Source organism: Pseudomonas flexibilis, from assembly GCF_000802425.1.
GTDB classification, from domain to species: domain Bacteria; phylum Pseudomonadota; class Gammaproteobacteria; order Pseudomonadales; family Pseudomonadaceae; genus Serpens; species Serpens flexibilis.
The window spans coordinates 75321-99259 of record NZ_JRUD01000010.1 but is presented as its reverse complement, the minus strand read 5'-3'; the positions used below and the strand labels follow the sequence as shown (position 1 = coordinate 99259).

The following is a 23939-nucleotide window of genomic DNA, read 5'->3' as shown; positions in this document are numbered from 1 at the left end:
ATGACCAGCACCTTTCGCCACATCACCGTATTGCTGGAGGAAGCCGTCGACGCGCTGGGCGTGCGTCCGGACGGCTGCTATCTGGACGGCACCTTCGGACGCGGCGGTCACAGTCGCCGTATTCTCGAACAGCTGAACGAGCGGGGGCACCTGCTCGGCTTCGACAAGGATCCCCTGGCCATCGCCACCGGGCAGGCGCTGATGGCTGAAGACCCGCGCTTCACCATCGTGCAACGCAGCTTCGCCGAGCTCGGCCAGGCCGTGACCGAGCAGGGCCTACAGGGGCGCATCGCCGGCGTACTGCTGGACCTCGGCGTGTCGTCCCCGCAACTGGACGATCCCGAGCGCGGCTTCAGCTTCCTCAATGATGGTCCGCTGGACATGCGCATGAATCCGGGGCTGGGACAGAGCGCCGCCGACTGGATCGCTTCGGCTGATGAAGAGGAAATTGCCCGGGTCTTCAAAGATTACGGCGAGGAGCGTTTCGCCCGGCGCATGGCAAAGGCCATCGTCCAGCGGCGCGCCGAGAAGCCCTTTACCCGCACGGCCGACCTGGCCGCGGTGATCACCGAGGCCAACCCGGCCTGGGAGAAGGGCAAGAACCCGGCCACGCGGGCGTTCCAGGGGCTGCGCATCCATATCAACAACGAGCTGGGCGATCTGGAGCAGGGGCTCGAGGCAGCCCTCGACGTGCTTGAGGTGGGCGGACGTCTGGTGGTGATCAGCTTCCACTCCCTCGAAGATCGCATCGTCAAACAGTTCATGCGGCGCCAGGCCAAGGGCGAGGCCGATACGCTGCCTCGCGATCTGCCGATTATTCCCAAGGCCTTCGAGCCGCGTCTGAAGCTGCTCGGCAAGCCACAATATGCCTCCGAGGCCGAAGTCCGTGCCAATCCGCGCTCACGCAGCGCGGTGATGCGTGTGGCGGAGAAGTTGCGGTGAATGCCCATCGGCGGCTTCCCCGAGGCAGCCTGCTGCTGCCGGCGCTGTTCGCGGCCATCGTGCTGTCCGCCCTGGCGGTCACCTGGTCGGCGCACCACCATCGGCAACGGGTCAACCTGCTGTACGGGGAGCTCAACGAGCGTGACCGTGTGCTGGCGGAGTGGGGCCGGCTGGTGCTGGAGCAAAGCACCTGGACGGCCCATAACCGTATCGAGACTCTGGCCACCGAGCGGCTCGGCATGCGCATTCCCGAGCCCGCCGACGTCCAACTGGTGCGGCCATGATCGGGCTATTCGGCAAACACCTCGTCGGGCGTTTCGGCCTGGTCCTGGCGCTGTTCGCGCTGATGGTGGCCGCAGTCGCGTGGCGCATCATCGACCTGCATGTGTTCGAGCAGGACTTCCTCCAGCATCAGGGGGACGCCCGCAGCGTGCGGCATATACCCATCCCGGCGCACCGCGGCGTAATCACCGATCGGCATGGTGAGCCGCTGGCGGTCAGCACCCCGGTCTCCACCCTGTGGGGCAACGGGCGGGAACTCAAGGAAGTGCCGGAGCGCTGGTCGCAGCTGGCCCAGGCGCTCGGCCAGAGCCCGCAACGGCTGGCGGAACGTCTCGAGAAATCGGCCGATCGCGACTTTCTCTACCTGGCGCGAGGCCTGACCCCGGAGCAGGGCGAGGCGGTGATGGCGCTGAAGATTCCGGGTGTCTACCACATGGAAGAGTTCCGCCGTTTCTATCCGGCGGGCGAGGTGGCCACTCATGTGGTGGGCTTCACCGATGTGGACGACGTGGGGCGCGAAGGCATCGAGCTGGCCTTCAACGAGTGGCTGGCCGGGGTCCCGGGGCAGCGTCAGGTCATCAAGGACCGTCGCGGTCGTGTGGTGCGCGACGGCGATGTCGTGCGCAACGCCAAGCCGGGTGGCAACATCGAGCTGTCCATCGACATGCGCCTGCAGTACCTGGCGCATCGGGAATTGCGCAACGCCCTGCATGAGTTCGGTGCCCGTGCCGGCAGCCTGGTCATGGTGGACGTGAAGAGCGGCGAAATCCTCGCCATGGTCAACCAGCCGACCTACAACCCCAACAACCGCAAGCAGCTCGATCCGGCGGCGATGCGCAACCGCGCCATGATCGATGCCTTCGAGCCGGGCTCCACCGTCAAGCCGTTCACCATCGCGGCAGCGCTGGGCACCGGTCGCTGGCAGCCGGACTCCGTGGTTGACACCACGCCCGGCTGGATGCGTCTGGGCCGCTACACCATCCGCGACGTGTCGCGCGGCGGCAAGCTCGACCTCACCGGCATCCTCAAGAAGTCCAGCAACATCGGCATCAGCAAGATCGCCCTGGATATCGGCGCCGGGCCGGTCCACGCCATGATGCGTTCCGCCGGTTTCGGCGAGATCACCGGCCTGGGCTTCCCTGGCGAGCGCGCCGGCGTACTGCCCAACCACCGCATCTGGAACGAGGCGGAAACCGCCACCCTGGCCTATGGCTACGGCCTGTCGGTCACGGCCGTGCAGCTGGCCCATGCCTATGCCGCGCTGGGCAACGAAGGGCGCAGCGTGCCGCTGTCGCTGATGCGGCGCGGGCGGCCCGAGGGCGGCCATCAGGTCATGGATCCGGCGATTGCCCGCGAGGTGCTGCACATGCTGCGCGCCGTGGTTGAAGAGCCGGGCGGCGGCGGCACCCGCGCCCAGGTGCCCGGCTACCAGGTGGGCGGCAAAAGCGGCACGGCCAAGAAGGTTTCCAGCAGTGGCGGCTACACCGACGATGCCTACCGCTCGTTCTTCGCCGGCCTGGCTCCGCTCAGCAACCCGCGCATCGCCGCCGTGGTGGTACTCGACGAGCCCAGCAAGGGCGGCTACTACGGCGGACTGGTCTCGGCACCGGTGTTCGGCCGCGTCATGGCCGGCGCTCTGCGTCTGATGAACATTACCCCTGACAACCTGCCGACGGTGGAGCGTACCGCCGGCACCAGCGCCGGCAAAGGAGGGCGTAGCTGATGCCCATGCCGCTCAACCAACTGCTTCCCCAGGCCCAATCGGGGACGCTGATCCGTGAACTGACCCTGGACAGCCGCAAGGTCCGCCCCGGCGATCTGTTTCTCGCCGTGCCTGGCACCAGCCAGGACGGGCGCGCGCACATCGCCGATGCTCTGGCCCATGGTGCGGCCGCCGTCGCTTATGAAGCTGAAGGCGCGCCGCCGCTGTCAGCTGGGGCGGGCGCAGAGCTGCTGCCGGTGCGCGGGCTCGCCGGACAGTTGTCGGCCATTGCCGGGCGGTTTTATGGCGAGCCTAGCCGCAGCCTCAACCTGATTGGTGTGACCGGCACCAACGGCAAGACCAGTGTCAGTCAGCTGCTGGCCCAGGCCCTGGACCTGCTCGGCCAGCGCTGCGGCATCATCGGCACCCTGGGTACCGGCTTCCATGACGCCCTGGAAAGCGGCCGGCACACGACCCCCGACCCGCTGGCCGTGCAGGCCACGCTGGCCCGTCTGCACAGGGCAGGCGCCAAGGCGGTGGCGATGGAGGTGTCGTCCCACGGGCTGCAGCAGGGTCGCGTGGCTGCGCTGGCCTTCGATATTGCAGTGTTCACCAACCTGTCCCGCGACCATCTGGATTACCACGGCAGCATGGAAGCCTACGGTGCCGCCAAGGCGCGCCTGTTCGAGTGGCCCGGGCTGGCCTGCCGGGTGATCAATCTCGACGATGCGTTCGGTCGTGAGCTGGCTGCGCGTCCTGGCGCCCGGCTGCTGGGTTACAGCCTGGAAGATGTCGGCGCCGCGGTGCACTGCCGCAACATTCGTTTCGACGACGAAGGCGTCAGCGCGGAGCTGATCACGCCGCAGGGCAAAGGCCTGCTACGTAGCGCGCTGCTGGGTCGTTTCAATCTCAGCAACCTGCTGGCGGTCATCGGCACGCTGCTGGCCATGGAATATTCGCTGGACAGTATCCTGCGCCTGTTGCCCCGCCTGCGTGGTCCGGTCGGGCGCATGCAACGTCTGGGCGGTGGCGACAAGCCGCTGGTCGTCGTGGACTACGCGCACACGCCGGATGCCCTGGAGAAGGTCCTCGAAGCCCTGCGTCCGCATGTCAAGGGTCGCCTGTTCTGCCTGTTCGGCTGCGGTGGCGACCGGGATCGCGGCAAGCGCCCGCTGATGGCCGCTGTCGCCGAGCGGCTCGCCGATGGCGTGCTGGTCACCGACGACAACCCGCGCAGCGAGGAGCCGTTGGCCATTCTCGACGAGATCCGTGGCGGCTTCGTCCATCCCGAGGCGGTGCGCTTCGTGCCGGGGCGTGGCGAGGCGATCGCCCAGCTGATCGGCGAAGCCGCTGCCGATGACGTGCTGCTGCTGGCCGGCAAGGGTCACGAGGACTACCAGGAGATTGCCGGCGTGCGCCATCCCTTCTCCGATCTTGACGAGGCGACCGCCGCCCTGGCGCGCTGGGAGGCCGCTCATGCTTGAAGTCCTGCGCCTCAGTCAGCTGGTCGAGCCCTTGCAGGGGCGCCTGGAAAACGGCGATGCCTCATTCGGCGCGGTGTCTACCGATAGCCGCGCCATCCAGCCCGGCCAGCTGTTCATCGCCCTGGTCGGACCGCGCTTCGACGGCCATGACTATCTTGCCGATGTGGCGGCCAAGGGCGCGGTGGCGGCCTTGGTCTCGCGGCGGGTTCCCGAGGTGGATCTGCCGCAACTGGTGGTGGCCGATACCCGCCTGGCGCTGGGGCGACTGGGTGCGCTCAATCGCGATGCGTTCAAGGCGCCGCTGGCAGCGGTGACCGGCTCCAGCGGCAAGACCACCATCAAGGAGCTGCTCGCCAGCATCCTGCGTGCCGGCCTTCACGGCCCGGTGCTGGCCACCCGGGGCAACCTGAATAACGACCTGGGCGTGCCGCTGACCCTGCTGGAGCTGGCGCCGGAGCATGTCGCGGCAGTGATCGAGCTCGGCGCCAACCATGTGGGTGAAATTGCCTATACGGTCGGCCTGACCCGGCCGCACGTGGCCATCATCAGCAATGCCGGCAACGCCCATGTCGGTGAATTCGGTGGTCCGGAAAAGATCGTCGAAGCCAAGGGCGAAATTCTTGACGGCCTGGCGGCGGACGGTGTGGCGGTGCTCAACCTGGACGATGCGGCCTATCCGATCTGGCGCCAGAGGGCTGGCGCCCGCCGTGTACTGGCCTTTTCCCTCGAATCGGAACAGGCCGATATCCGCGCCACCGATCTGCATCGCGACGCGCGCGGCTGCATGGCCTTCCATTTGCATACCCCGTCAGGCTGCACGTCGGTGCAACTCAATCTGCTGGGCAGACACAACGTGGCGAACGCGTTGGCGGCTGCGGCTGCGGCCCATGCGCTGGGTATTTCCCTTGAGCATATCCGTTCGGGCCTGGAGCAACTGCGGCCGGTCAAGGGGCGCGCCGTGGCGCAACTGGCCCCCGGCGGCTTGAGGGTCATCGACGACAGCTACAACGCCAATCCTCTGTCGATGTGTGCCGCGGTCGATATTCTCGCCGGGTTCTCCGGTCGCCGGCTGCTGGTGCTGGGTGACATGGGGGAACTGGGCGAGTGGGCCGAGGAAGGACATCGTCAGGTGGGTGCGTACGCTGTCGGCAAGGTGGATGGGCTGTATGCCGTGGGACCGTTGATGGCACATGCCGTGGCGGCTTTTGGTGAAGGTGCGAAACATTTTGCCGACCAGCAAGGTCTGATCGACGCTCTGCGCCAGGAGGCTCGGGGCGAAACCACGCTTTTGATCAAGGGTTCGAGAAGTGCGGCAATGGACAAGGTCGTCGCCGCGTTGTGCGAACCCGAGGAGAATCCTTGATGCTTCTGCTCCTGGCAGAGTACCTGCAACAGTTTCACAAAGGTTTTGCCGTCTTCCAGTACCTGACCCTGCGCGGCATGCTCGGGGTGCTCACCGCGCTGGTGCTGGCCCTGTGGCTCGGGCCCTGGATGATTCGCACCCTGCAACTGCGCCAGATCGGCCAGGCCGTGCGTACCGACGGCCCGCAGTCGCACCTGTCCAAGAAGGGCACCCCGACCATGGGCGGCGCGCTGATTCTCTCCGCGATCACCATCAGCACCTTGCTGTGGGCTGACCTGTCCAACCGTTATGTCTGGGTGGTGCTGGCCGTGACCCTGCTGTTCGGTGCCATTGGCTGGGTGGACGACTACCGCAAGGTGATCGAGAAGAACTCCCGCGGGCTGCCGAGCCGCTGGAAGTACTTCTGGCAGTCGGTGTTCGGCCTGGGCGCGGCGCTGTTTCTCTACCTGACCGCCGAGAACCCGATCGAGACCACCTTCATCCTGCCGTTCTTCAAGGATGCCGTGCTGCCGCTGGGCATCGGGTTCGTCGTGCTGACCTATTTCGTGATCGTCGGCTCCAGCAACGCGGTGAACCTCACCGACGGCCTGGACGGCCTGGCCATCATGCCGACCGTGCTGGTCGGCGGTGCCCTGGGCATCTTCTGCTACCTGTCCGGCAACGCCAATTTCGCCCAGTACCTGCTGATCCCCTACGTGCCGGGCGCGGGCGAGCTGATCGTCTTCTGCAGCGCGCTGATCGGCGCCGGCCTGGGTTTCCTGTGGTTCAACACCTACCCGGCCCAGGTGTTCATGGGCGACGTGGGTGCCCTGGCCCTCGGCGCCGCGCTGGGCACCATCGCGGTGATCGTCCGCCAGGAAATCGTGTTGTTCATCATGGGCGGCGTGTTCGTCATGGAAACCCTGTCGGTGATGATCCAGGTCGCCAGCTTCAAGTTGACCGGCAAGCGCGTGTTCCGCATGGCGCCGATCCACCACCATTTCGAACTCAAAGGCTGGCCCGAGCCCCGGGTGATCGTGCGCTTCTGGATCATCACGGTGGTCCTGGTGCTGATCGGTCTTTCCAGTCTGAAGCTGCGTTGAGGCGCCGTATGTCATGAGCCTGATCGCTTCCGACCAATTCCGCATCGTTGTCGGCCTCGGCAAGAGCGGCATGTCCCTGGTGCGCCATCTGGCGCGCCGGGGATTGCCGTTTGCGGTGGCCGACACCCGCGCCAATCCGCCCGAGCTGGCAACCCTGCGCCGCGACTTCCCGCAGGTGGAGGTGCGCTGCGGCGCGCTGGACGTCGACTTCCTCTGCCGTGCCAGCGAGCTGCTGGTCAGCCCCGGCCTGGCGCTGGCCACGCCGGCATTGCAACAGGTTGCCGCACGCGGCGTGAAGCTGTCCGGCGACATCGAGCTGTTCGCCCGCGAGGCGAAGGCGCCGATCGTCGCCATCACCGGCTCCAACGCCAAGAGCACCGTCACCACCCTGGTAGGTGAGATGGCGGCGGCGGCCGGCCGGAAGGTGGCGGTGGGTGGCAACCTCGGCACGCCGGCGCTCGACCTGCTGGCTGATGATGTCGAGCTGTACGTGATCGAGCTGTCCAGCTTCCAGCTGGAAACCACCGACTGGCTGAATGCCGAGGTGGCCACCTGCCTGAACGTCAGCGAAGACCACATGGACCGCTATGCCGACCTGCAGGCCTATCACCTGGCCAAGCACCGCATCTTCCGCGGCGCCCGCCAGGTAGTGGTCAACCGCGACGATGCGTTGTCCCGGCCGTTGGTGGCCGACCAGCTGCCGTGCTGGACCTTCGGGCTCGGCAAGCCGGACTTCCGCGGCTTCGGCCTGATCGAGGAACAGGGCGAGAAGTGGCTGGCCTTCCAGTTCGAGCCGCTGATGCCGGCCCGCGAACTGAAGATCCGTGGCGCCCACAACCAGGCCAACGCCCTGGCGGCGCTCGCGTTGGGGCATGCCGTCGGCCTGCCCTTCGCGCCGATGCTGGAGACCCTGAGAACCTTTGCCGGCCTGCCGCACCGCTGCCAGTGGGTGCGCGAGCGCCGCGAGGTGAATTACTACGACGATTCCAAGGCCACCAACGTGGGTGCTGCCCTGGCGGCCATCGAAGGCCTGGGCGCGGATATACGCGGCCAACTGGTGCTGATCGCCGGTGGCGACGGCAAGGGTGCGGATTTCTCCTCGCTGCGCGATCCGGTGGCCCGGCACTGCCGCGCCGTGGTGCTGCTCGGTCGTGACGCCGGGCTGATTGCCGAGGCCCTGGGAGACGCCGTGCCACAGGTGCGCGTCGCCAGCCTGGACGAGGCCGTGCAGCGTTGTGCCGAGCTGTCCGAGCCGGGCGACGCGGTGCTGCTGTCGCCGGCCTGCGCCAGCCTGGACATGTTCAAGAACTTCGAGGAGCGCGGTCGTCTGTTCGCCGCCGCCGTGGAGGCGCTGCCGGCATGATGACCTTCCTGCGCCCGTCGCCGTCACCGCTGCTCAGCCCTCGGGGAGTCGATCTGGACGTCCCGTTGCTGCTGGGCTGCCTGGTGCTGCTCGGGCTCGGGCTGGTGATGGTGACCTCGGCGTCCTCGGAAGTGGCCGCCGCCCAGTTGAGCGGACCGCTGCACTACGGCATTCGCCAGGGCAGCTTCCTGCTCATCGGGCTGGTCGCCGGAGCGGTGGTGCTCATGGTGCCGGTGGCCACCTGGAAACGGCTGGGCTGGCTGCTGCTGGCGGCGGCCTTCGTCCTGCTCCTGCTGGTGCTGCTGGTGGGTCGCGAGATCAATGGTTCGATCCGCTGGATTCACCTGGGGCCGCTGAACCTGCAGGCCTCCGAACTGGCCAAGGTGTTCGTGGTGGTCTACCTGGCCGGTTATCTGGTGCGCCGCCAGGAAGAAGTACGCGAAAGCTGGCGCGGGTTCCTCAAGCCGATCGCCGTGCTGATCCCCATGGCCGTGCTGCTACTGCTCGAGCCTGACTTCGGCGCCACCGTGGTGCTGCTGGGTGCGGCGGCCGGCATGCTGTTCCTCGGTGGTGTGGGCCTGGTGCGCTTCGGCCTGTCCGCCGGTCTGGCCATCGGTGTGGTCTGGCTGCTGGTCAAGACCCAGCCGTACCGGGTGGCGCGCCTGACCACCTTCACCGATCCCTGGTCCGATCAGTTCGGTGCCGGCTACCAGCTGACCCAGGCGCTGATCGCCTTCGGGCGTGGCGAATGGTTCGGGGTCGGCCTGGGCAACAGCATCCAGAAACAGTTCTACCTGCCCGAAGCACACACCGATTTCGTGTTCGCCATCCTCGCCGAGGAACTGGGCATGATCGGCGCGCTGGCCACCCTGGCGCTGCTGGTGTTCGTCTGTTTGCGTGCCCTGTACATCGGCCTGTGGGCCGAACAGGCCAAGCAGCATTTTGCCGCCTATGTGGCCTACGGCCTGGCCCTCCTGTGGATCGGTCAGATTCTCATCAACATCGGCGTGAACGTCGGCCTGCTGCCGACCAAGGGCCTGACCCTGCCGTTCCTCAGCTACGGCGGCAGCTCGCTGATGATCTGCTGCGTCAGCCTGGCGATGCTGCTGCGCATCGACTGGGAACGCCGGCAGTTGCTGGGCGGGGCGACGGAATTCAGCGAGAAGGATCTTGCCGAGGAGGAAGTGATACATGCCCGGTAATGTCCTGATCATGGCTGGCGGCACCGGGGGCCACGTGTTCCCGGCGCTGGCCTGCGCGCGCGAATTCCAGGCGCGCGGTTACCGCGTGCACTGGCTGGGCACCCCGCGCGGTATCGAGAACCGCCTGGTGCCGGAGGCCGGTCTGCCGCTGCACCTGATTCAGGTCGGCGGCCTGCGTGGCAAGGGTCTGAAGGCCCTGCTCAAGGCACCGTTCGAGATCTTCGGCGCCCTGCTGCAGGCGCGCCGGATCGTGCGCGAGCTCAAGCCGGTGTGCGTGCTGGGCATGGGTGGCTATGTCACCGGCCCGGGCGGGCTCGCCGCGCGTCTGGCCGGCGTGCCGCTGATCATCCACGAGCAGAACGCGGTGGCCGGTACCGCCAATCGCCTGCTGGCGCGCTTTGCGAAACGCATCTGCGAAGCCTTTCCGAATACCTTCCCGGCCGGTGCGCAGCGTCGCACCACCGGCAATCCGGTGCGCAGCGAGGTGTTCGCGGTGCCGGCGCGGGCCGCGCTGCTCGGCCGCCAGGCCAACCTGCTGGTGCTGGGCGGCAGCTTGGGCGCCGAGCCGCTGAACAAGCTGGTGCCGGCGGCGCTGTCCCACCTGCTGGATGCGGAGCGCCCGGCCGTGGTGCACCAGACCGGTACCGCCCATGCCGACATCACCAAGGCCCGCTATGACGAGGCCGGGGTGAAGGCCCATGTGGTGCCCTTCATCGAAGACATGGCCGGTGCCTATGCGTGGGCCGACCTGGTGATCTGCCGTGCTGGTGCGCTGACCGTCAGCGAGCTGGCCGCCGCCGGGCTGCCGTCCTTCCTGGTGCCGTTGCCGCACGCCATCGACGACCACCAGAGCCGCAACGCCGAATTCCTGGCACGCGAGGGCGCCGCCGTCCTGCTGCCGCAAGCCACTACTGATGCGGCCGGGCTGGCCGCGCAGCTAAACGAGGTACTGATGCAACCGCAACGACTCGAGGCCATGGGCTCCGCCGCCCGGACGTTGGCCAAGCCGAATGCCACCCGTGACGTGGTGGATATCTGCCTGGAGGTGGCCCGTGGCTAAGTCGCCCGCTGCCGCCAAGGCTGAAGTACGGCGCATGCGTCGCATCCGCCGCATCCATTTCGTCGGCATCGGCGGGGTGGGCATGTGCGGTATCGCCGAGGTGCTGCTCAACCTTGGCTATGAAGTGTCCGGCTCGGATATCAAGGCCTCGCCGGTGACCGCGCGCCTGGAAGGCTTCGGTGCCCATGTGTTCATCGGCCACCAGGCCGAGAACGTCGAGGACGCCGATGTGCTGGTGGTCTCCAGCGCCATCAACCACAGCAACCCGGAAGTGGCCCGTGCCCTGGAGCGCCGTATCCCGGTGGTGCCGCGCGCCGAGATGCTTGCCGAGCTGATGCGCTACCGCCATGGCATCGCGGTGGCCGGCACGCACGGCAAGACCACCACCACCAGCCTGCTGGCCTCGGTGTTCGCCGCCGCCGGGCTGGATCCGACCTTCGTGATCGGCGGCAAGCTGACCGCCGCCGGCACCAATGCCCAGCTGGGCGGCAGTCGCTACCTGATCGCCGAAGCCGACGAGAGCGACGCCAGCTTCCTGCATCTGCAGCCGATGGTGGCCGTGGTCACCAACATCGACGCCGACCACATGAGCACTTACGAGGGTGACTTCAACAAGCTGAAGAAGACCTTCGTGGACTTCCTGCACAACCTGCCGTTCTACGGCCTGGCGGTGTTGTGCATTGACGACCCGGTGGTACGCGAGATCCTGCCGCAGATCGGCCGGCCGACCGTTACCTACGGCTTCACCGAAGATGCCGACCTGCGCGCCGTGGACATCCGTCAGGAAGGCATGCGCACCCATTTCACCGTGCTGCGCGAAGGCAAGGCGCCGATGCCGGTCACCGTGAACATGCCCGGCGTGCACAACGTGCTCAACGCCCTGGCCACCATCGCCATCGCCAGTGACGAAGGCATCGAGGACGACGCCATCGTCGCCGGCCTGGAGGGTTTCCAGGGGGTCGGCCGGCGCTTCCAGGTCTATGACGAGCTGCCGGTGGACGGCGGCGGCGTGATGCTGGTGGACGACTACGGTCACCACCCGCGCGAAGTGGCGGCGGTGATCAAGGCGGTGCGAGGTGGTTGGCCGGAGCGCCGCCTGGTGATGGTCTATCAACCGCACCGCTTCACCCGTACCCGCGACCTGTACGAGGACTTCGTCCAGGTATTGGCGGACGCCAACGTGCTGCTGCTGATGGAGGTCTATCCGGCCGGCGAGGAGCCGATACCCGGCGCCGACAGCCGCAATCTGTGCCACAGCATCCGCCAGCGCGGCCAACTGGACCCCATCTACGTCGAGCGCGGCACCGATCTGGCCCCGGTGCTCAAGCCGCTGCTGCGCGCCGGCGACATCCTGCTCTGCCAGGGCGCTGGTGACATCGGCAGCCTGGCGCCGCAGCTGGTCAAGCATCCGCTGTTTGCCGCAGCCGAGGAGGGCGCAGCATGAACGCCGCAGTGATCGACCCCCGCGACTTCGGCCGGGTGGCCGTGCTCTACGGCGGTCGCAGCGCGGAGCGCGAGGTGTCGCTGAAATCCGGCGCCGCCGTGCTCCAGGCCCTGCGGGACGCCGGTGTGGACGCCTTCGGCATCGACGTCGGCAGCGACCTGCTGGCGCGACTGCAGGGCGAGAAGATCGACCGCGCCTTCATCGTCCTGCATGGGCGTGGCGGTGAAGACGGCAGCATGCAGGGCCTGCTGGAGTGCCTGGGTATTCCCTACACCGGCAGCGGCGTGCTGGCTTCCGCGCTGGCCATGGACAAGCTGCGCACCAAGCAGGTCTGGCAGAGCCTGGGCCTGCCGACGCCGCGCCACGCCGCGCTGGCCAGCGTCGAGGACTGTCACGCGGCTGCCCGCGAGCTGGGCTTCCCGCTGATCGTCAAGCCGGCCCACGAAGGCTCCAGCATCGGCATGGCCAAGGTGGAGAGCGTCGAGGCGCTGGTGGCCGCCTGGCAGGAGGCCAGCCGTTTCGATTCGCAGGTGCTGGTCGAGCAGTGGATCCAGGGGCCGGAATTCACCATCGCCATGCTGCGGGGCGAGGTGCTGCCACCGATTGCGCTGGGCACGCCCAACAGCTTCTACGACTACGAGGCCAAATACCTCTCCAACGATACCCAGTACCGCATACCCTGCGGCCTGAGCGCCGACAAGGAAGCCGAGCTGCGTGAGCTGACCGCGCGTGCCTGCGCGGCGGTGGGCACTCGGGGCTGGGCGCGTGCGGACGTGATGCAGGACGCCGAGGGTCGTTTCTGGCTGCTGGAAGTGAACACCGTGCCGGGCATGACCGATCACAGCCTGGTGCCGATGGCGGCTCGCGCCGCGGGCCTGGACTTCCAGCAACTGGTCCTGGCGATCCTCGCCGACAGCCTGGAGGCACGCTCCTGACATGCTGAGCATCCTGCTTCGTCATCAGCAACCCGGGCCCGGCCGCAAGCCGGCGCCGCGGGGCGCCAGCCGTCCGGTGGTCCGGACGCCGCTGCGCGAGCGTTTGCCGAAGCCGGATTTCAGCGCATTCAAGCGTTTCACCTGGCCGTTGCTGCTGGTGGCGCTGCTGATGGGCGGCGTCGCGCTGTTCCAGCAGTTGCAGCCTTATTTGGACCGGCCGATCGCGCGCATCGGCATCGCCGGCAAACTGACCTTCACCGCGCCGGAAGAAGTCGAGCGGGTCATCGAGCCCTACGTAAGCACCCGCTTCTTCGGCGTGGACCTGGAAGGTCTGCGGCATGATCTCGAGGCGCTGCCGTGGATTGCCCACGCGCAGGTGCGGCGCGTTTGGCCGGACGAAGTGGAGATTGAATTGAACGAGCACCTGCCCATCGCCCGCTGGGGAGAGGGTGCGCTGCTGAACAATCGTGGCGAGGCCTACGCCTTCGAGGCCATCGAGCGCTATCGGCAACTGCCCCAGTTGCTCGGACCTGAGCGGGCGCGCCAGGGGATGATGCAGCAGTACCAGGTGCTCAGTCAGATGTTGCGGCCGCAGGGGTTTGCCATCGCACGTCTGGAGCTGCGCGAGCGCGGCAGCTGGTTCGCCACCCTGGAGGCGAAGGAAAGTGGGCAGCGCATCGAACTGCTGCTCGGTCGGGATCATGTGGTGGAGAAGGTCCGGCGGTTCCTGACCATCCACGACAAGACTCTCAAGGACCGGATCGAGAACATCGCACGCATCGACCTGCGTTATGCCAACGGCCTGGCGGTCACCTGGCTGGCGGCGGCGGATGCGGGCACACGGGCCGCCGGCGGCGGCGCCGTGAATTAAGGAGAAAGCGACAGCTATGTCTACTGTGCAGAGCGGCAAGATGATCGTCGGCCTGGACATCGGCACGTCCAAGGTGGTGGCGCTGGTCGGTGAAGTGCGTGAGGACGGCCGGTTGGAAATCGTCGGCATTGGCTCCCACCCCTCTCGCGGCCTGAAGAAAGGTGTGGTGGTGAATATCGAGTCCACCGTGCAGTCCATCCAGCGTGCCGTGGAAGAAGCCCAGCAGATGGCGGGCTGCTACATCCACTCGGCCTATGTGGGATTGGCAGGCAGCCACATCCGCAGTCTGAATTCCCATGGCATCGTGGCCATCCGCGACCGCGAGGTGACCCGTGCCGACCTGGACCGGGTGCTGGATGCCGCCCAGGCGGTGGCCATTCCCGCCGACCAGCGTGTGCTGCACACCCTGCCGCAGGACTATGTGGTGGATAACCAGGAAGGGGTGCGCGAACCGCTCGGCATGTGCGGTGTGCGTCTGGAAGCCAAGGTGCATGTGGTGACCTGCGCGGTGAATTCGGCGCAGAACATCGAAAAGTGTGTGCGGCGTTGTGGCCTGGAAGTTGACGACATCATTCTCGAACAACTGGCATCGGCGTATGCGGTATTGACCGAGGATGAAAAAGAACTGGGGGTGTGTCTGGTGGATATTGGTGGCGGTACCACCGATATCGCCATCTTCACCGAAGGTGCGATTCGTCACACTGCGGTTATTCCCATTGCGGGTGACCAGGTGACCAATGACATTGCCATGGCCTTGCGCACACCGACCCAGTATGCCGAGGAGATCAAGATTCGGTATGCTTGCGCGCTTGCCAATCTGGCAGGAGCGGGTGAAACAATCAAAGTTCCCAGCGTGGGCGATCGCCCGCCGCGGGAATTGTCCCGTCAGGCCCTGGCGGAAGTGGTGGAGCCTCGTTACGACGAGTTGTTCACCCTGATCCAGGCCGAACTTCGCCGCAGCGGATATGAAGACATGATTCCGGCCGGAATCGTGCTCACCGGTGGCACGGCGAAAATGGAAGGGGCTGTAGAACTGGCGGAAGAAATCTTCCATATGCCGGTACGCCTGGGAGTTCCGCACAGCGTCAAGGGACTGATCGATGTTGTGCGCAATCCCATTTATTCAACAGGCGTGGGCCTGCTGCTGTACGGCTTGAAAAAACAGGCCGAAGGCTTCGTCGTGTCGAGCCCGGGCATGTACGACGAAGAACCCAGTGTTTCTGTCCTGGAAAAAATGAAGCGGTGGTTCCAGGGCAATTTCTGAATAAGTGGTAGCAGTGGGCGATAAAGACGAGAAGAGAGGAGAGGGATTATGTTCGAGCTAGTAGACAACGTGACGCCAAGTGCGGTCATCAAAGTCATCGGTGTGGGCGGTGGTGGCGGTAACGCCGTCAACCACATGGTGCGCAGCAGCATCGAGGGCGTGGAGTTCATCTGTGCCAACACCGATGCCCAGGCGCTGAAGAATGTGCACGCCCGCACCATCCTGCAGCTGGGTCGCAGTGTGACCAAGGGGCTGGGTGCCGGCACCAATCCGGAAGTAGGCCGTCAGGCCGCCCTGGAGGATCGCGAGCGCATCGCCGAAGTACTGCAGGGCGCCGACATGGTCTTCATCACCACTGGCATGGGCGGCGGCACCGGTACCGGTGCGGCGCCGATCATCGCCCAGGTCGCCAAGGAAATGGGCATCCTGACGGTAGCCGTGGTGACCCGTCCGTTCCCGTTCGAGGGCAAGAAGCGCCAGGTGGTGGCCGACGAGGGCATCCGCCAGTTGTCCGAGAGCGTCGACTCGCTGATCACCATCCCCAACGAAAAGCTGCTGACCATCCTGGGCAAGGATGCGTCGCTGCTGTCGGCCTTCGCCAAGGCCGATGACGTGCTGTGCGGCGCGGTACGTGGCATTTCCGACATCATGTTGCGCGAAGGTCTGATGAACGTGGACTTCGCCGACGTGAAGACCGTGATGGCCGAAATGGGCATGGCCATGATGGGTACCGGCAGCGCCAGCGGCCCGAACCGTGCCCGCGAGGCCACTGAGGCGGCGATCCGCAACCCGCTGCTGGAAGACGTCAACCTGCAGGGCGCGCGCGGCATCCTGGTCAACATCACCGCGGGTCTGGACCTGTCCCTTGGCGAGTACTCGGCCGTGGGCGAGATCGTCAACGCCTTCGCTTCCGAGCATGCGACCGTCAAGGTGGGTGCCGTGGTGGATCCGGAACTGCGCGACGAGCTGCATGTCACCGTGGTGGCGACCGGTCTGGGTCCTCAGGTGCGTCAGGAGAAGCCGGTCAAGGTGGTGGACAACACCCAGGTCGCCCAGGCCGCCGCACCTGCTCCGGCAGCAGCGGGCCGTGCCGAGCAGCCGGTCAATTACCGGGATTATGACCGGCCAACGGTGATGCGCAGCACGGGTCCGTCCACCGCGGCCAAGCAGAACCCCCAGGAAGATCTCGATTACCTGGACATTCCGGCCTTCCTGCGTCGTCAGGCAGATTAATAAAAACTATGAGGGGTGAAGGATTGATTGGTGTTCACTTAAGGCCGGGTCTGCTATGATTCCGGCCTCATTTGACACGTATTCGCAATCCTATCAACAGCAGCCACTGCCATGATCAAGCAACGCACTCTCAAGAACGTCATCCGTGCCACTGGCGTTGGCTTGCACTCGGGGGAAAAGGTTTACCTGACCCTGAAGCCCGCGCCCGCGGATGCCGGCATCGTCTTCCGTCGTGTCGACCTCGATCCTGTCGTGGAAATCCAGGCGACCGCCGAGAATGTCGGCGAGACCACGATGTCGACCACTCTCTACAACGGCAGCGTGAAGGTGGATACCGTCGAGCATCTGCTCTCCGCCCTGGCCGGGCTGGGCATCGATAACGCCATTGTCGAGCTGTCCGCGCCGGAAGTGCCCATCATGGACGGTAGCGCCGGTCCCTTCGTGTTCCTGATCCAGTCCGCGGGTCTGCAGGAGCAGGATGCGCCGAAGAAATTCATTCGCATCAAGCGTGAAGTCACCGTCACGGACGGCGACAAGCGCGCCACCTTCCGTCCTTTCGACGGCTTCAAGGTCGGCTTCGAAATCGATTTCGACCACCCGGTGTTCCACGGTCGCACCCAGATCGCCAGCGTGGACTTCTCCAGTACCTCGTTCGTCAAGGAAGTCAGCCGCGCGCGCACCTTCGGCTTCATGCGCGACATCGAATTCCTGCGCTCCCACAACCTGGCCCTGGGCGGCAGCGTCGAGAATGCCATCGTGGTCGATGAGCAGGGTGTGCTCAACGAGGACGGCCTGCGGTATGAGGACGAATTCGTCAAGCACAAGATCCTGGATGCCATTGGTGACCTGTACCTGCTGGGCTACAGCCTGATCGGCGAGTTCCATGGCTACAAGTCCGGACACGCGTTGAACAACCGCCTGTTGCGCAGCCTGCTGGCACAGCAGGATGCCTGGGAAATGGTGACCTTCGACGACATCAAGAACGCTCCCATCTCCTACATGCGCCCGGCAGCAGCCGGCTAAGCCTTTTTCGCTCTCCCTCTCATGAAACAGCCACCTTCGGGTGGCTTTTTCATGCCTGCGAATTGTCGCCGGGCGGCAATCGCTTGCCGCTCGAGCCCTGCTTCAGTGCTCCCGATGCGTGATGCCCGCGCCGGTAATGGCTACTTGCCTGTATGGCTCTCTTCTTGCATGATCGCATTGAGCCATTATTCCGGGTCGTGTTTCTTGACGCGGCTGGCCAGGCGCAGGAGTGCTGCGCGCAGGGTTGGGTCGCTGATCGTGTCCGCCGTCTCGCACAAATGGGACGCGGCGGTTTGCGAAAGCTGCAAAGCGTGACCTGGGTCACGTTGCTGGGTGGCGGGAGGTTGCACCTTGAAGAGGATTCTCGATAGGTTCGCGAACTCCTCCAGTCCCCGCAATTGACGCAGCAGGCGGGGTTGCTGATAGCGCAAGCGGGTGGCCCAGTGGCCATCGGTGATGATCAGCAGCAGACAGCCTTCGCGCCATGAGGCGATATGGCAATGCGGGCGGGCGGCGGGTTGCAACTGGCTTTCCAGAAGCGCCTGCAGCCGGGCAAGCCGCTGGGCTTCGCCGAACAGCGCCTTGAGAGGTTTGGCATCGCGCAGCAGCGCGGTGGGAGTCCGGGCCGGCAAGGGACGAAAAGTCATGGCAGGAAAGCCTGTAGTTGGCGGGGTCGCATGGTAGCAAATATGCCCAGCGGTCGCGGCGTTACCCAAGGGGGAGTTATGCAAATCATTCTGCTCGGTCAGCGTAATGGTGCGGCGCGTTCGCTCAGTATCGACGTGCGGCTGTTGTCCATCGGCGCCGGTGTGCTGGCAATGCTGACCCTTGCGGGCGGCATCGCTCTTGGCGGTGCGCTGTACCCGTTCTTCAGCGACGCAGAGGGGCGCATGGCCGCCCATATGGAAGAGCAGCGCGCCAAGTTGGCCGACGCTCGCCTGACGGCACAGCGGCAGCTGGACGCCTTCGGTGTGCACATCGCGGAAATGCAGGCGCGCCTGACCCGCCTGGATGCACTGGGCGAGCGTCTGACCGAGCTGGCCAGGCTGGATACCCGCGAATTCGATTTCTCCCTCAGCGTGGGGCAGGGTGGTCCTGAGGAGCTGCTGGAAAACGCCTTCTTTGCACCGCCCCCTTTCCTGCAGACGCTCGATGAGCTGATGGAGCGTCTGGACAGCCGGGAGCAGCAGTTGGAAGTGCTGGAGGAAGTGCTTGCCGAGCGCCGTCTGAGCGAGGCTGGCAACGTGTCCGGTCGGCCGGTGACCCAGGGTTACCTGTCCTCGCCGTTCGGCCGCCGCAACGATCCGTTTACTGGCCAGCAGCGCATGCACAAGGGCGTGGACTTTGCCGCCCGCGAGGGCAGCGACGTAGTGGCGGTGGCTGCTGGCGTAGTGACCTGGTCCGGTCGCAAGAGCGGTTACGGCACCATGGTCGAGATCAATCATGGCGATGGCCACGTCACCCTGTACGCCCACAACAAGGAAAACATGGTAAGGGTCGGCGAGCTGGTGCAACGGGGCCAGGTGATCGCCAAGGTCGGTAGCTCGGGGCGCTCGACCGGGCCGCATGTTCACTTCGAGGTGATCAAGGATGGTCGCCAGGTAAACCCCTACAGCTTCATCGCGCGCGCCAAGGCTCAGAACTGAGCAGGCCGCCTGCTGACAACCCGCCTCGGCCGGTTGTCAGCCTGTTATCTGCGTTTGTGTCGGAATTTCACCCGCTTCTCCCGTGATCGCCGGCCTGGCGAACAAGCTGGACAAGGTCGCTTTCCTGATTCCCGATTCCGAGTAGAATGCCCTCTTCGTGCGCAGCCGCAGGTTGCGCGGGCGGCTGCCTGGTCGCCCTCCATTCAAATGCGTGGAAGAACCAGTCGATATGTTTGCGCCTCTCCTGAAAAAACTCTTTGGCAGCAAGAACGAGCGGGAAGTCAAACGCATGCTCAAGACGGTGAAAGCCGTCAATGCGCTCGAAGAGCAGATGCTGGCGCTTACCGACGAGCAGCTGCGCGCCAAGACCGCGGAGTTCCGCGAGCGCCTGGCCAAGGGCGAGACCCTCGATCAGTTGCTGCCTGAAGCCTTTGCCGTGGCCCGCGAGGCCGGCAAGCGCGTCATGGGCATGCGCCATTTTGATGTCCAGCTGATCGGCGGCATGACCCTGCACGAAGGCAAGATCGCCGAAATGCGCACCGGTGAGGGCAAGACCCTGGTGGCGACCCTGGCCGTGTACCTCAATGCGCTGGAAGGCAAGGGCGTGCACGTGGTCACCGTCAACGACTACCTGGCCCGCCGCGACGCCAACTGGATGCGCCCGCTGTACGAATTCCTCGGCCTGAGCGTCGGCGTGGTCACGCCTTTCCAGCCGCCGGAGGAGAAGCGCGCCGCCTACGCCGCCGATATCACCTACGGCACCAACAACGAATTCGGCTTCGACTACCTGCGCGACAACATGGCCTTCAGCCTGGAGGACAAGTTCCAGCGCGAACTGAATTTCGCGGTCATCGACGAAGTCGACTCCATCCTCATTGACGAGGCGCGCACGCCGCTGATCATCTCCGGCCAGGCCGAGGACAGCTCGCGCCTGTACCAGCAGATCAACCAGCTGATCCCACGCCTCAAGCGCCACATCGAGGAAGAGGAAGGCGTGGTCACCCAGCAGGGCCACTACCGCATCGACGAGAAGACCCGTCAGGTCGAGCTGAACGAGGAAGGCCATCAGTTCGTCGAGGACATGCTCACCGGCGCCGGCCTGCTGGCCGAAGGCGAAAGCCTCTACTCGGCGCACAACCTGTCGCTGCTCACCCACGTGTATGCCGGCCTGCGCGCCCACACGCTGTTCAACCGCAACGTCGAATACATCGTGCAGAATGGCCAGGTGCTGCTGATCGACGAGCACACCGGCCGTACCATGCCCGGCCGCCGCCTCTCCGAGGGCCTGCACCAGGCCATCGAGGCGAAGGAAGGGCTGCAGATTCAGGCCGAAAGCCAGACCCTGGCGTCGACCACCTTCCAGAACTACTTCCGCCTGTACAAGAAGCTGTCCGGCATGACCGGCACCGCGGACACCGAGGCGTTCGAGTTCCAGCAGATCTACGGCCTGGCCGTGGTGGTCATCCCCACCAACAAGGATGTCGCGCGGATCGATTACAACGACCTGGTCTACCTGACCCAGGAAGAGAAGTACCAGGCGATCATCACCGACATCCAGGACTGCCAGGCCAAGGGCCGCCCGGTGCTGGTCGGCACCGCCTCGATCGAAAGCTCCGAGTATGTCTCCCAGCTGCTGAACAAGGCCGGCATTGCCCACAACGTGCTGAACGCCAAGTATCACGACAAGGAAGCCGAGATCATCGCCCAAGCCGGTCGCCCCGGCGCGGTGACCATCGCCACCAACATGGCGGGTCGGGGTACCGACATCCTGCTGGGCGGCAACTGGGAAGTGGAAGTCGCGGCGCTGGAGAACCCCACCGAGGCGCAGATCGCGCAGATCAAGAGCGACTGGCAGAAGCGTCACCAGCAGGTGATCGAGGCCGGCGGTCTGCATGTGATCGCCTCCGAGCGTCACGAGTCCCGCCGCATCGACAACCAGCTGCGCGGCCGCGCCGGTCGCCAGGGCGACCCGGGCTCCAGCCGCTTTTACCTGTCGCTGGAAGACGGTCTGATGCGCATCTTCGCCTCCGACCGGGTGAAGAACTTCATGAAGGCGCTGGGCATGCAGTCCGGCGAGGCCATCGAGCACCGCATGGTCACCAACGCCATCGAAAAGGCACAGCGCAAGGTGGAGGGTCGCAACTTCGACATCCGCAAGCAGCTGCTGGAATTCGACGACGTGGCCAACGAGCAGCGCAAGGTGATCTATCACATGCGCAACAGCCTGCTGGCCGCCCAGGACGTGGGCGAAACCATCGCCGAGTTCCGCGACGAAGTGCTGGCCAACGCCATCAACCAGCACCTGCCGCCGCAGTCGCTGCCCGAACAGTGGGACATCAAGGGCCTGGAGGCTACCCTGCGCAGCGACTTCGGGCTGGATCTGCCGCTGCAGCAGTGGCTTGACGAAGACGATCACCTGCACGAGGAAAGCCTGCGCGAGAAGATCCGCGACGCCCTGCTGGCCGCCTACGCCGAGAAGGAGGCGCTGGCCGGCGCCGAGGCGCTGCGCACTTTCGAGAAGCAGATCCTGCTGCGTGTGCTGGACGACCTGTGGAAGGACCACCTGTCCACCATGGATCACCTGCGCCACGGCATCCACCTGCGCGGCTACGCCCAGAAGAACCCCAAGCAGGAATACAAGCGCGAGTCCTTCAACCTGTTCCAGGAGCTGCTCGAGAGCATCCGTCGCGACACCATTCGCGTGCTGTCCCATGTGCAGGTGCGTCGCGAGGATCCGGCAGAGGAAGAGGCGCGTCTGCGTCGCGAGGCCGAGGAAATGGCCAAGCGCATGCAGTTCCAGCATGCCGCCGCACCGGCGCTGGAGCCGGATGCTCCGCAACCCCAAGGCGAAACGGCTGGCGCGACCGCAGCCACAGCGGTGCGCACCGAGCCGAAGATCGGCCGCAATGAGCCGTGCCCCTGCGGTTCCGGCAAGAAATACAAGCATTGCCATGGGCAGGTCCAATAGGGACTGCCCCCTGTCTTGCCAGCGCCGCGACGGGTTCTCCCGCTCGCGGCGTTTTTCCTTACACTGCAACGCCTAAACGGCGTATTTCACTCTGAATCAGGAGCGCTTCCATGGCTGTCGGTCTTGGCCCTCTGCCCACCCTGCACCCGGTCCCCGGTTTCGAACTCGGCATCGCCTCTGCTGGCATCAAGCGCGTCGGGCGCAAGGATGTGGTGGTCATGCGCTGCGCCGAGGGTTCTCGCGTGGCGGGTGTCACCACCACCAATGCCTTCTGTGCCGCGCCGGTGCTGATCACCCGTGAGCGCATGTCGGGTGATGTCCGTTATCTGCTGACCAATACCGGCAACGCCAACGCCGGCACCGGTGCCGATGGCCTGGCGAATGCCCGTCGTACCTGCGCCGCGCTGGCCGCGCTGACCGGCGTGCCGGAAAGCGCCGTGCTGCCGTTCTCCACCGGGGTGATCGGCGAGCCGCTGCCCGTGGCCAAGATCGAGGGCGCCTTGCAGGCTGCCCTGGATGACCTGTCCGAGAACCACTGGGCCGAGGCCGCCACCGGCATCATGACCACCGACACCCTGCCCAAGGGTGCCAGCCGCCAGTTCCAGCACGATGGCGTGACCGTCACCGTGACCGGCATCTCCAAGGGCGCCGGCATGATCCGCCCGAACATGGCCACCATGCTCGGCTACATCGCCACGGATGCCAAGGTGGCGCGGGATGTGCTGCAGGACCTGGTGCGCGACGCGGCTAACATGTCGTTCAACCGCATCACCATCGACGGCGACACCTCCACCAACGACTGCTGCATGCTGATCGCCACCGGTCAGGCCAAGCTGCCTGAGATCACCGCGGCCTCCGGCGAGCTGTTCGCCAAGCTCAAGCAGGCGGTGTGCGAAGTGTTCATGGAAGTCGCCCAGGCCATCGTGCGCGACGGTGAGGGTGCCACCAAGTTTGTCACCGTGCAGGTCAACGGCGGCACCAACCACCAGGAGTGCCTGGACGTGGCCTACGCCGTGGCCCATTCGCCGCTGATCAAGACTGCGCTGTTCGCCTCGGACCCGAACTGGGGGCGCATCCTCGCCGCCGTCGGTTATGCCGGCGTGCCAAACCTCGACGTAAGCAAGATCGACGTGTTCCTCGGCGAGGTCTGCATCGCCAGCCAGGGCTGCCGCGCGGCGACCTATACCGAGGCCCAGGGCGCGGCGGTGATGGCCCGCGAGGAGATCACCATCCGTATCGAGCTGGGTCGTGGCGCCTGCAGCGAGACCATCTGGACCACCGACCTGTCCCACGAGTACGTGAAGATCAACGCGGAATACCGCACCTGATCTGCACATGAGCAGGGTGGTGAGAGCCACCCTGGCTCGGCCTGAGTCAGTCCGTGCCCATCCAGCGCCGGGATGGGGCGAGCAACCCTCCCGGCGACTGAGAGGTGCTTCATGTCCCTGACCCTGGTGATCGGCAACAAGAACTACTCGTCCTGGTCGCTGCGTGCCGCGCTGGCCCTGGAACTGACCGGCGAGCCCTACCAGGAGCGGCGCATTGCCCTGCGCCAGCCGGATACCGCGCAGCGCATCGGCGAGCACTCGCCCAGTGGCCGGGTGCCGGTACTGCTCACCGATTTCGGGCCGGTCTGGGATTCGCTGGCCATTGGCGAATACCTGGCCGAGCGCTTCCCGGAGGCCTATCTGTGGCCGCGGGGGGAATATGCCCGGGCAGTGGCCCGCTCCGTGTGCGCCGAGATGCACAGCGGTTTTGCCGCCCTGCGCACGCATCTGCCCATGGACCTCAAGCGCGAGGCCCGCCTGGAGCACATTCCCGAGGAGGCGCAGGCCGACATACGCCGCGTCTGCGCGCTCTGGCAGCATTGCCGGCAGCAGTTCGGCGCGGACGGTCCCTTCCTGTTCGGCCATGCCAGTCTCGCCGATGCCTTCTACGCGCCGGTAGCGGCGCGCTTTCACAGTTATCAGGTGGACCTGCCCGCCGAGGCAACCACCTATGTCGCCACCGTCTATCAGTGGCCGGCCTTCCAGCGCTGGTACCGGGCGGCGCTGCAGGAAACGGAGACGATCTGA

Annotated in this window: 20 protein-coding genes; 19 read left to right on the top strand and 1 reads right to left on the bottom strand. The window is 65.7% G+C overall.

From position 1 onward, the window contains the following. The 15 genes from rsmH (at position 1) to lpxC (ending at position 17250) form a co-directional block, all read left to right on the top strand. On the top strand, positions 1-942 hold the full coding sequence (gene rsmH, locus SF06_RS08270; protein WP_027590742.1) for a 16S rRNA (cytosine(1402)-N(4))-methyltransferase RsmH: 942 nt from the start codon (positions 1-3) through the stop codon (positions 940-942). Then, positions 939-1226, top strand: coding sequence for a cell division protein FtsL (gene ftsL, locus SF06_RS08265; protein WP_027590743.1), 288 nt, complete (start codon positions 939-941; stop codon positions 1224-1226). The genes rsmH and ftsL overlap by 4 nt, the downstream gene beginning before the upstream one ends. Then, entirely contained in the window at positions 1223-2947 is a 1725-nt protein-coding gene (locus SF06_RS08260) for a peptidoglycan D,D-transpeptidase FtsI family protein (protein ID WP_039560755.1), read from the top strand. Before ftsL ends, SF06_RS08260 begins: the two co-directional genes overlap by 4 nt. Then, the gene (locus SF06_RS08255; RefSeq protein WP_027590745.1) at positions 2947-4410 is read left to right on the top strand and encodes a UDP-N-acetylmuramoyl-L-alanyl-D-glutamate--2,6-diaminopimelate ligase; all 1464 of its coding nucleotides are present in this window, start codon (positions 2947-2949) and stop codon (positions 4408-4410) included. The genes SF06_RS08260 and SF06_RS08255 overlap by 1 nt, the downstream gene beginning before the upstream one ends. Continuing rightward, complete coding sequence (locus SF06_RS08250) at positions 4403-5773, top strand: UDP-N-acetylmuramoyl-tripeptide--D-alanyl-D-alanine ligase (RefSeq protein ID WP_039560752.1); 1371 nt, start codon at positions 4403-4405, stop codon at positions 5771-5773. Before SF06_RS08255 ends, SF06_RS08250 begins: the two co-directional genes overlap by 8 nt. After that, on the top strand, positions 5773-6855 hold the full coding sequence (mraY, locus tag SF06_RS08245; protein ID WP_039560751.1) for a phospho-N-acetylmuramoyl-pentapeptide-transferase: 1083 nt from the start codon (positions 5773-5775) through the stop codon (positions 6853-6855). The genes SF06_RS08250 and mraY overlap by 1 nt, the downstream gene beginning before the upstream one ends. A 13-nt stretch (positions 6856-6868) precedes the next feature. Then, positions 6869-8218 (top strand): UDP-N-acetylmuramoyl-L-alanine--D-glutamate ligase, encoded by a 1350-nt coding sequence (gene murD, locus SF06_RS08240; RefSeq protein WP_039560748.1) that lies wholly within the window; start codon positions 6869-6871, stop codon positions 8216-8218. Continuing rightward, positions 8215-9420 (top strand): putative lipid II flippase FtsW, encoded by a 1206-nt coding sequence (gene ftsW, locus SF06_RS08235; protein WP_027590749.1) that lies wholly within the window; start codon positions 8215-8217, stop codon positions 9418-9420. The genes murD and ftsW overlap by 4 nt, the downstream gene beginning before the upstream one ends. After that, positions 9410-10480, top strand: coding sequence for an undecaprenyldiphospho-muramoylpentapeptide beta-N-acetylglucosaminyltransferase (murG, locus tag SF06_RS08230; protein WP_039560747.1), 1071 nt, complete (start codon positions 9410-9412; stop codon positions 10478-10480). The genes ftsW and murG overlap by 11 nt, the downstream gene beginning before the upstream one ends. A 34-nt stretch (positions 10481-10514) precedes the next feature. Then, positions 10515-11924: a UDP-N-acetylmuramate--L-alanine ligase gene (gene murC, locus SF06_RS08225; protein ID WP_037009079.1), complete on the top strand. Its 1410-nt coding sequence runs from the start codon at positions 10515-10517 to the stop codon at positions 11922-11924. After that, a complete protein-coding gene (locus SF06_RS08220; RefSeq protein ID WP_027590752.1) occupies positions 11921-12859 on the top strand; it encodes a D-alanine--D-alanine ligase in 939 nt (312 codons plus the stop codon). Before murC ends, SF06_RS08220 begins: the two co-directional genes overlap by 4 nt. A 1-nt stretch (position 12860) precedes the next feature. After that, complete coding sequence (locus tag SF06_RS08215; RefSeq protein ID WP_052199760.1) at positions 12861-13730, top strand: cell division protein FtsQ/DivIB; 870 nt, start codon at positions 12861-12863, stop codon at positions 13728-13730. 16 nt (positions 13731-13746) lie between these two features. Beyond that, entirely contained in the window at positions 13747-14994 is a 1248-nt protein-coding gene (ftsA, locus tag SF06_RS08210) for a cell division protein FtsA (protein ID WP_027590753.1), read from the top strand. Positions 14995-15042: 48 nt separating this feature from the next. Further along, the gene (gene ftsZ, locus SF06_RS08205) at positions 15043-16227 is read left to right on the top strand and encodes a cell division protein FtsZ (protein ID WP_027590754.1); all 1185 of its coding nucleotides are present in this window, start codon (positions 15043-15045) and stop codon (positions 16225-16227) included. Between the two features lie 111 nt (positions 16228-16338). Next, on the top strand, positions 16339-17250 hold the full coding sequence (gene lpxC, locus SF06_RS08200; RefSeq protein ID WP_027590755.1) for a UDP-3-O-acyl-N-acetylglucosamine deacetylase: 912 nt from the start codon (positions 16339-16341) through the stop codon (positions 17248-17250). 185 nt (positions 17251-17435) lie between these two features. On the opposite strand, the gene SF06_RS08195 is transcribed toward lpxC, so the two are convergent. Next, a complete protein-coding gene (locus SF06_RS08195) occupies positions 17436-17897 on the bottom strand; it encodes a DUF721 domain-containing protein (protein WP_027590756.1) in 462 nt (153 codons plus the stop codon). A 78-nt stretch (positions 17898-17975) separates the two neighbouring features. Between SF06_RS08195 and SF06_RS08190 the strand changes: the two genes are divergently transcribed. The 4 genes from SF06_RS08190 (at position 17976) to SF06_RS08175 (ending at position 23939) form a co-directional block, all read left to right on the top strand. After that, entirely contained in the window at positions 17976-18896 is a 921-nt protein-coding gene (locus SF06_RS08190; RefSeq protein WP_039560745.1) for a M23 family metallopeptidase, read from the top strand. A gap of 229 nt (positions 18897-19125) precedes the next feature. Continuing rightward, positions 19126-21864: a preprotein translocase subunit SecA gene (gene secA / locus SF06_RS08185; RefSeq protein WP_039560743.1), complete on the top strand. Its 2739-nt coding sequence runs from the start codon at positions 19126-19128 to the stop codon at positions 21862-21864. Positions 21865-21974: 110 nt separating this feature from the next. Next, the gene (gene argJ, locus SF06_RS08180; RefSeq protein WP_039560742.1) at positions 21975-23192 is read left to right on the top strand and encodes a bifunctional glutamate N-acetyltransferase/amino-acid acetyltransferase ArgJ; all 1218 of its coding nucleotides are present in this window, start codon (positions 21975-21977) and stop codon (positions 23190-23192) included. 111 nt (positions 23193-23303) lie between these two features. Next, the gene (locus SF06_RS08175; protein ID WP_039560740.1) at positions 23304-23939 is read left to right on the top strand and encodes a glutathione S-transferase family protein; all 636 of its coding nucleotides are present in this window, start codon (positions 23304-23306) and stop codon (positions 23937-23939) included.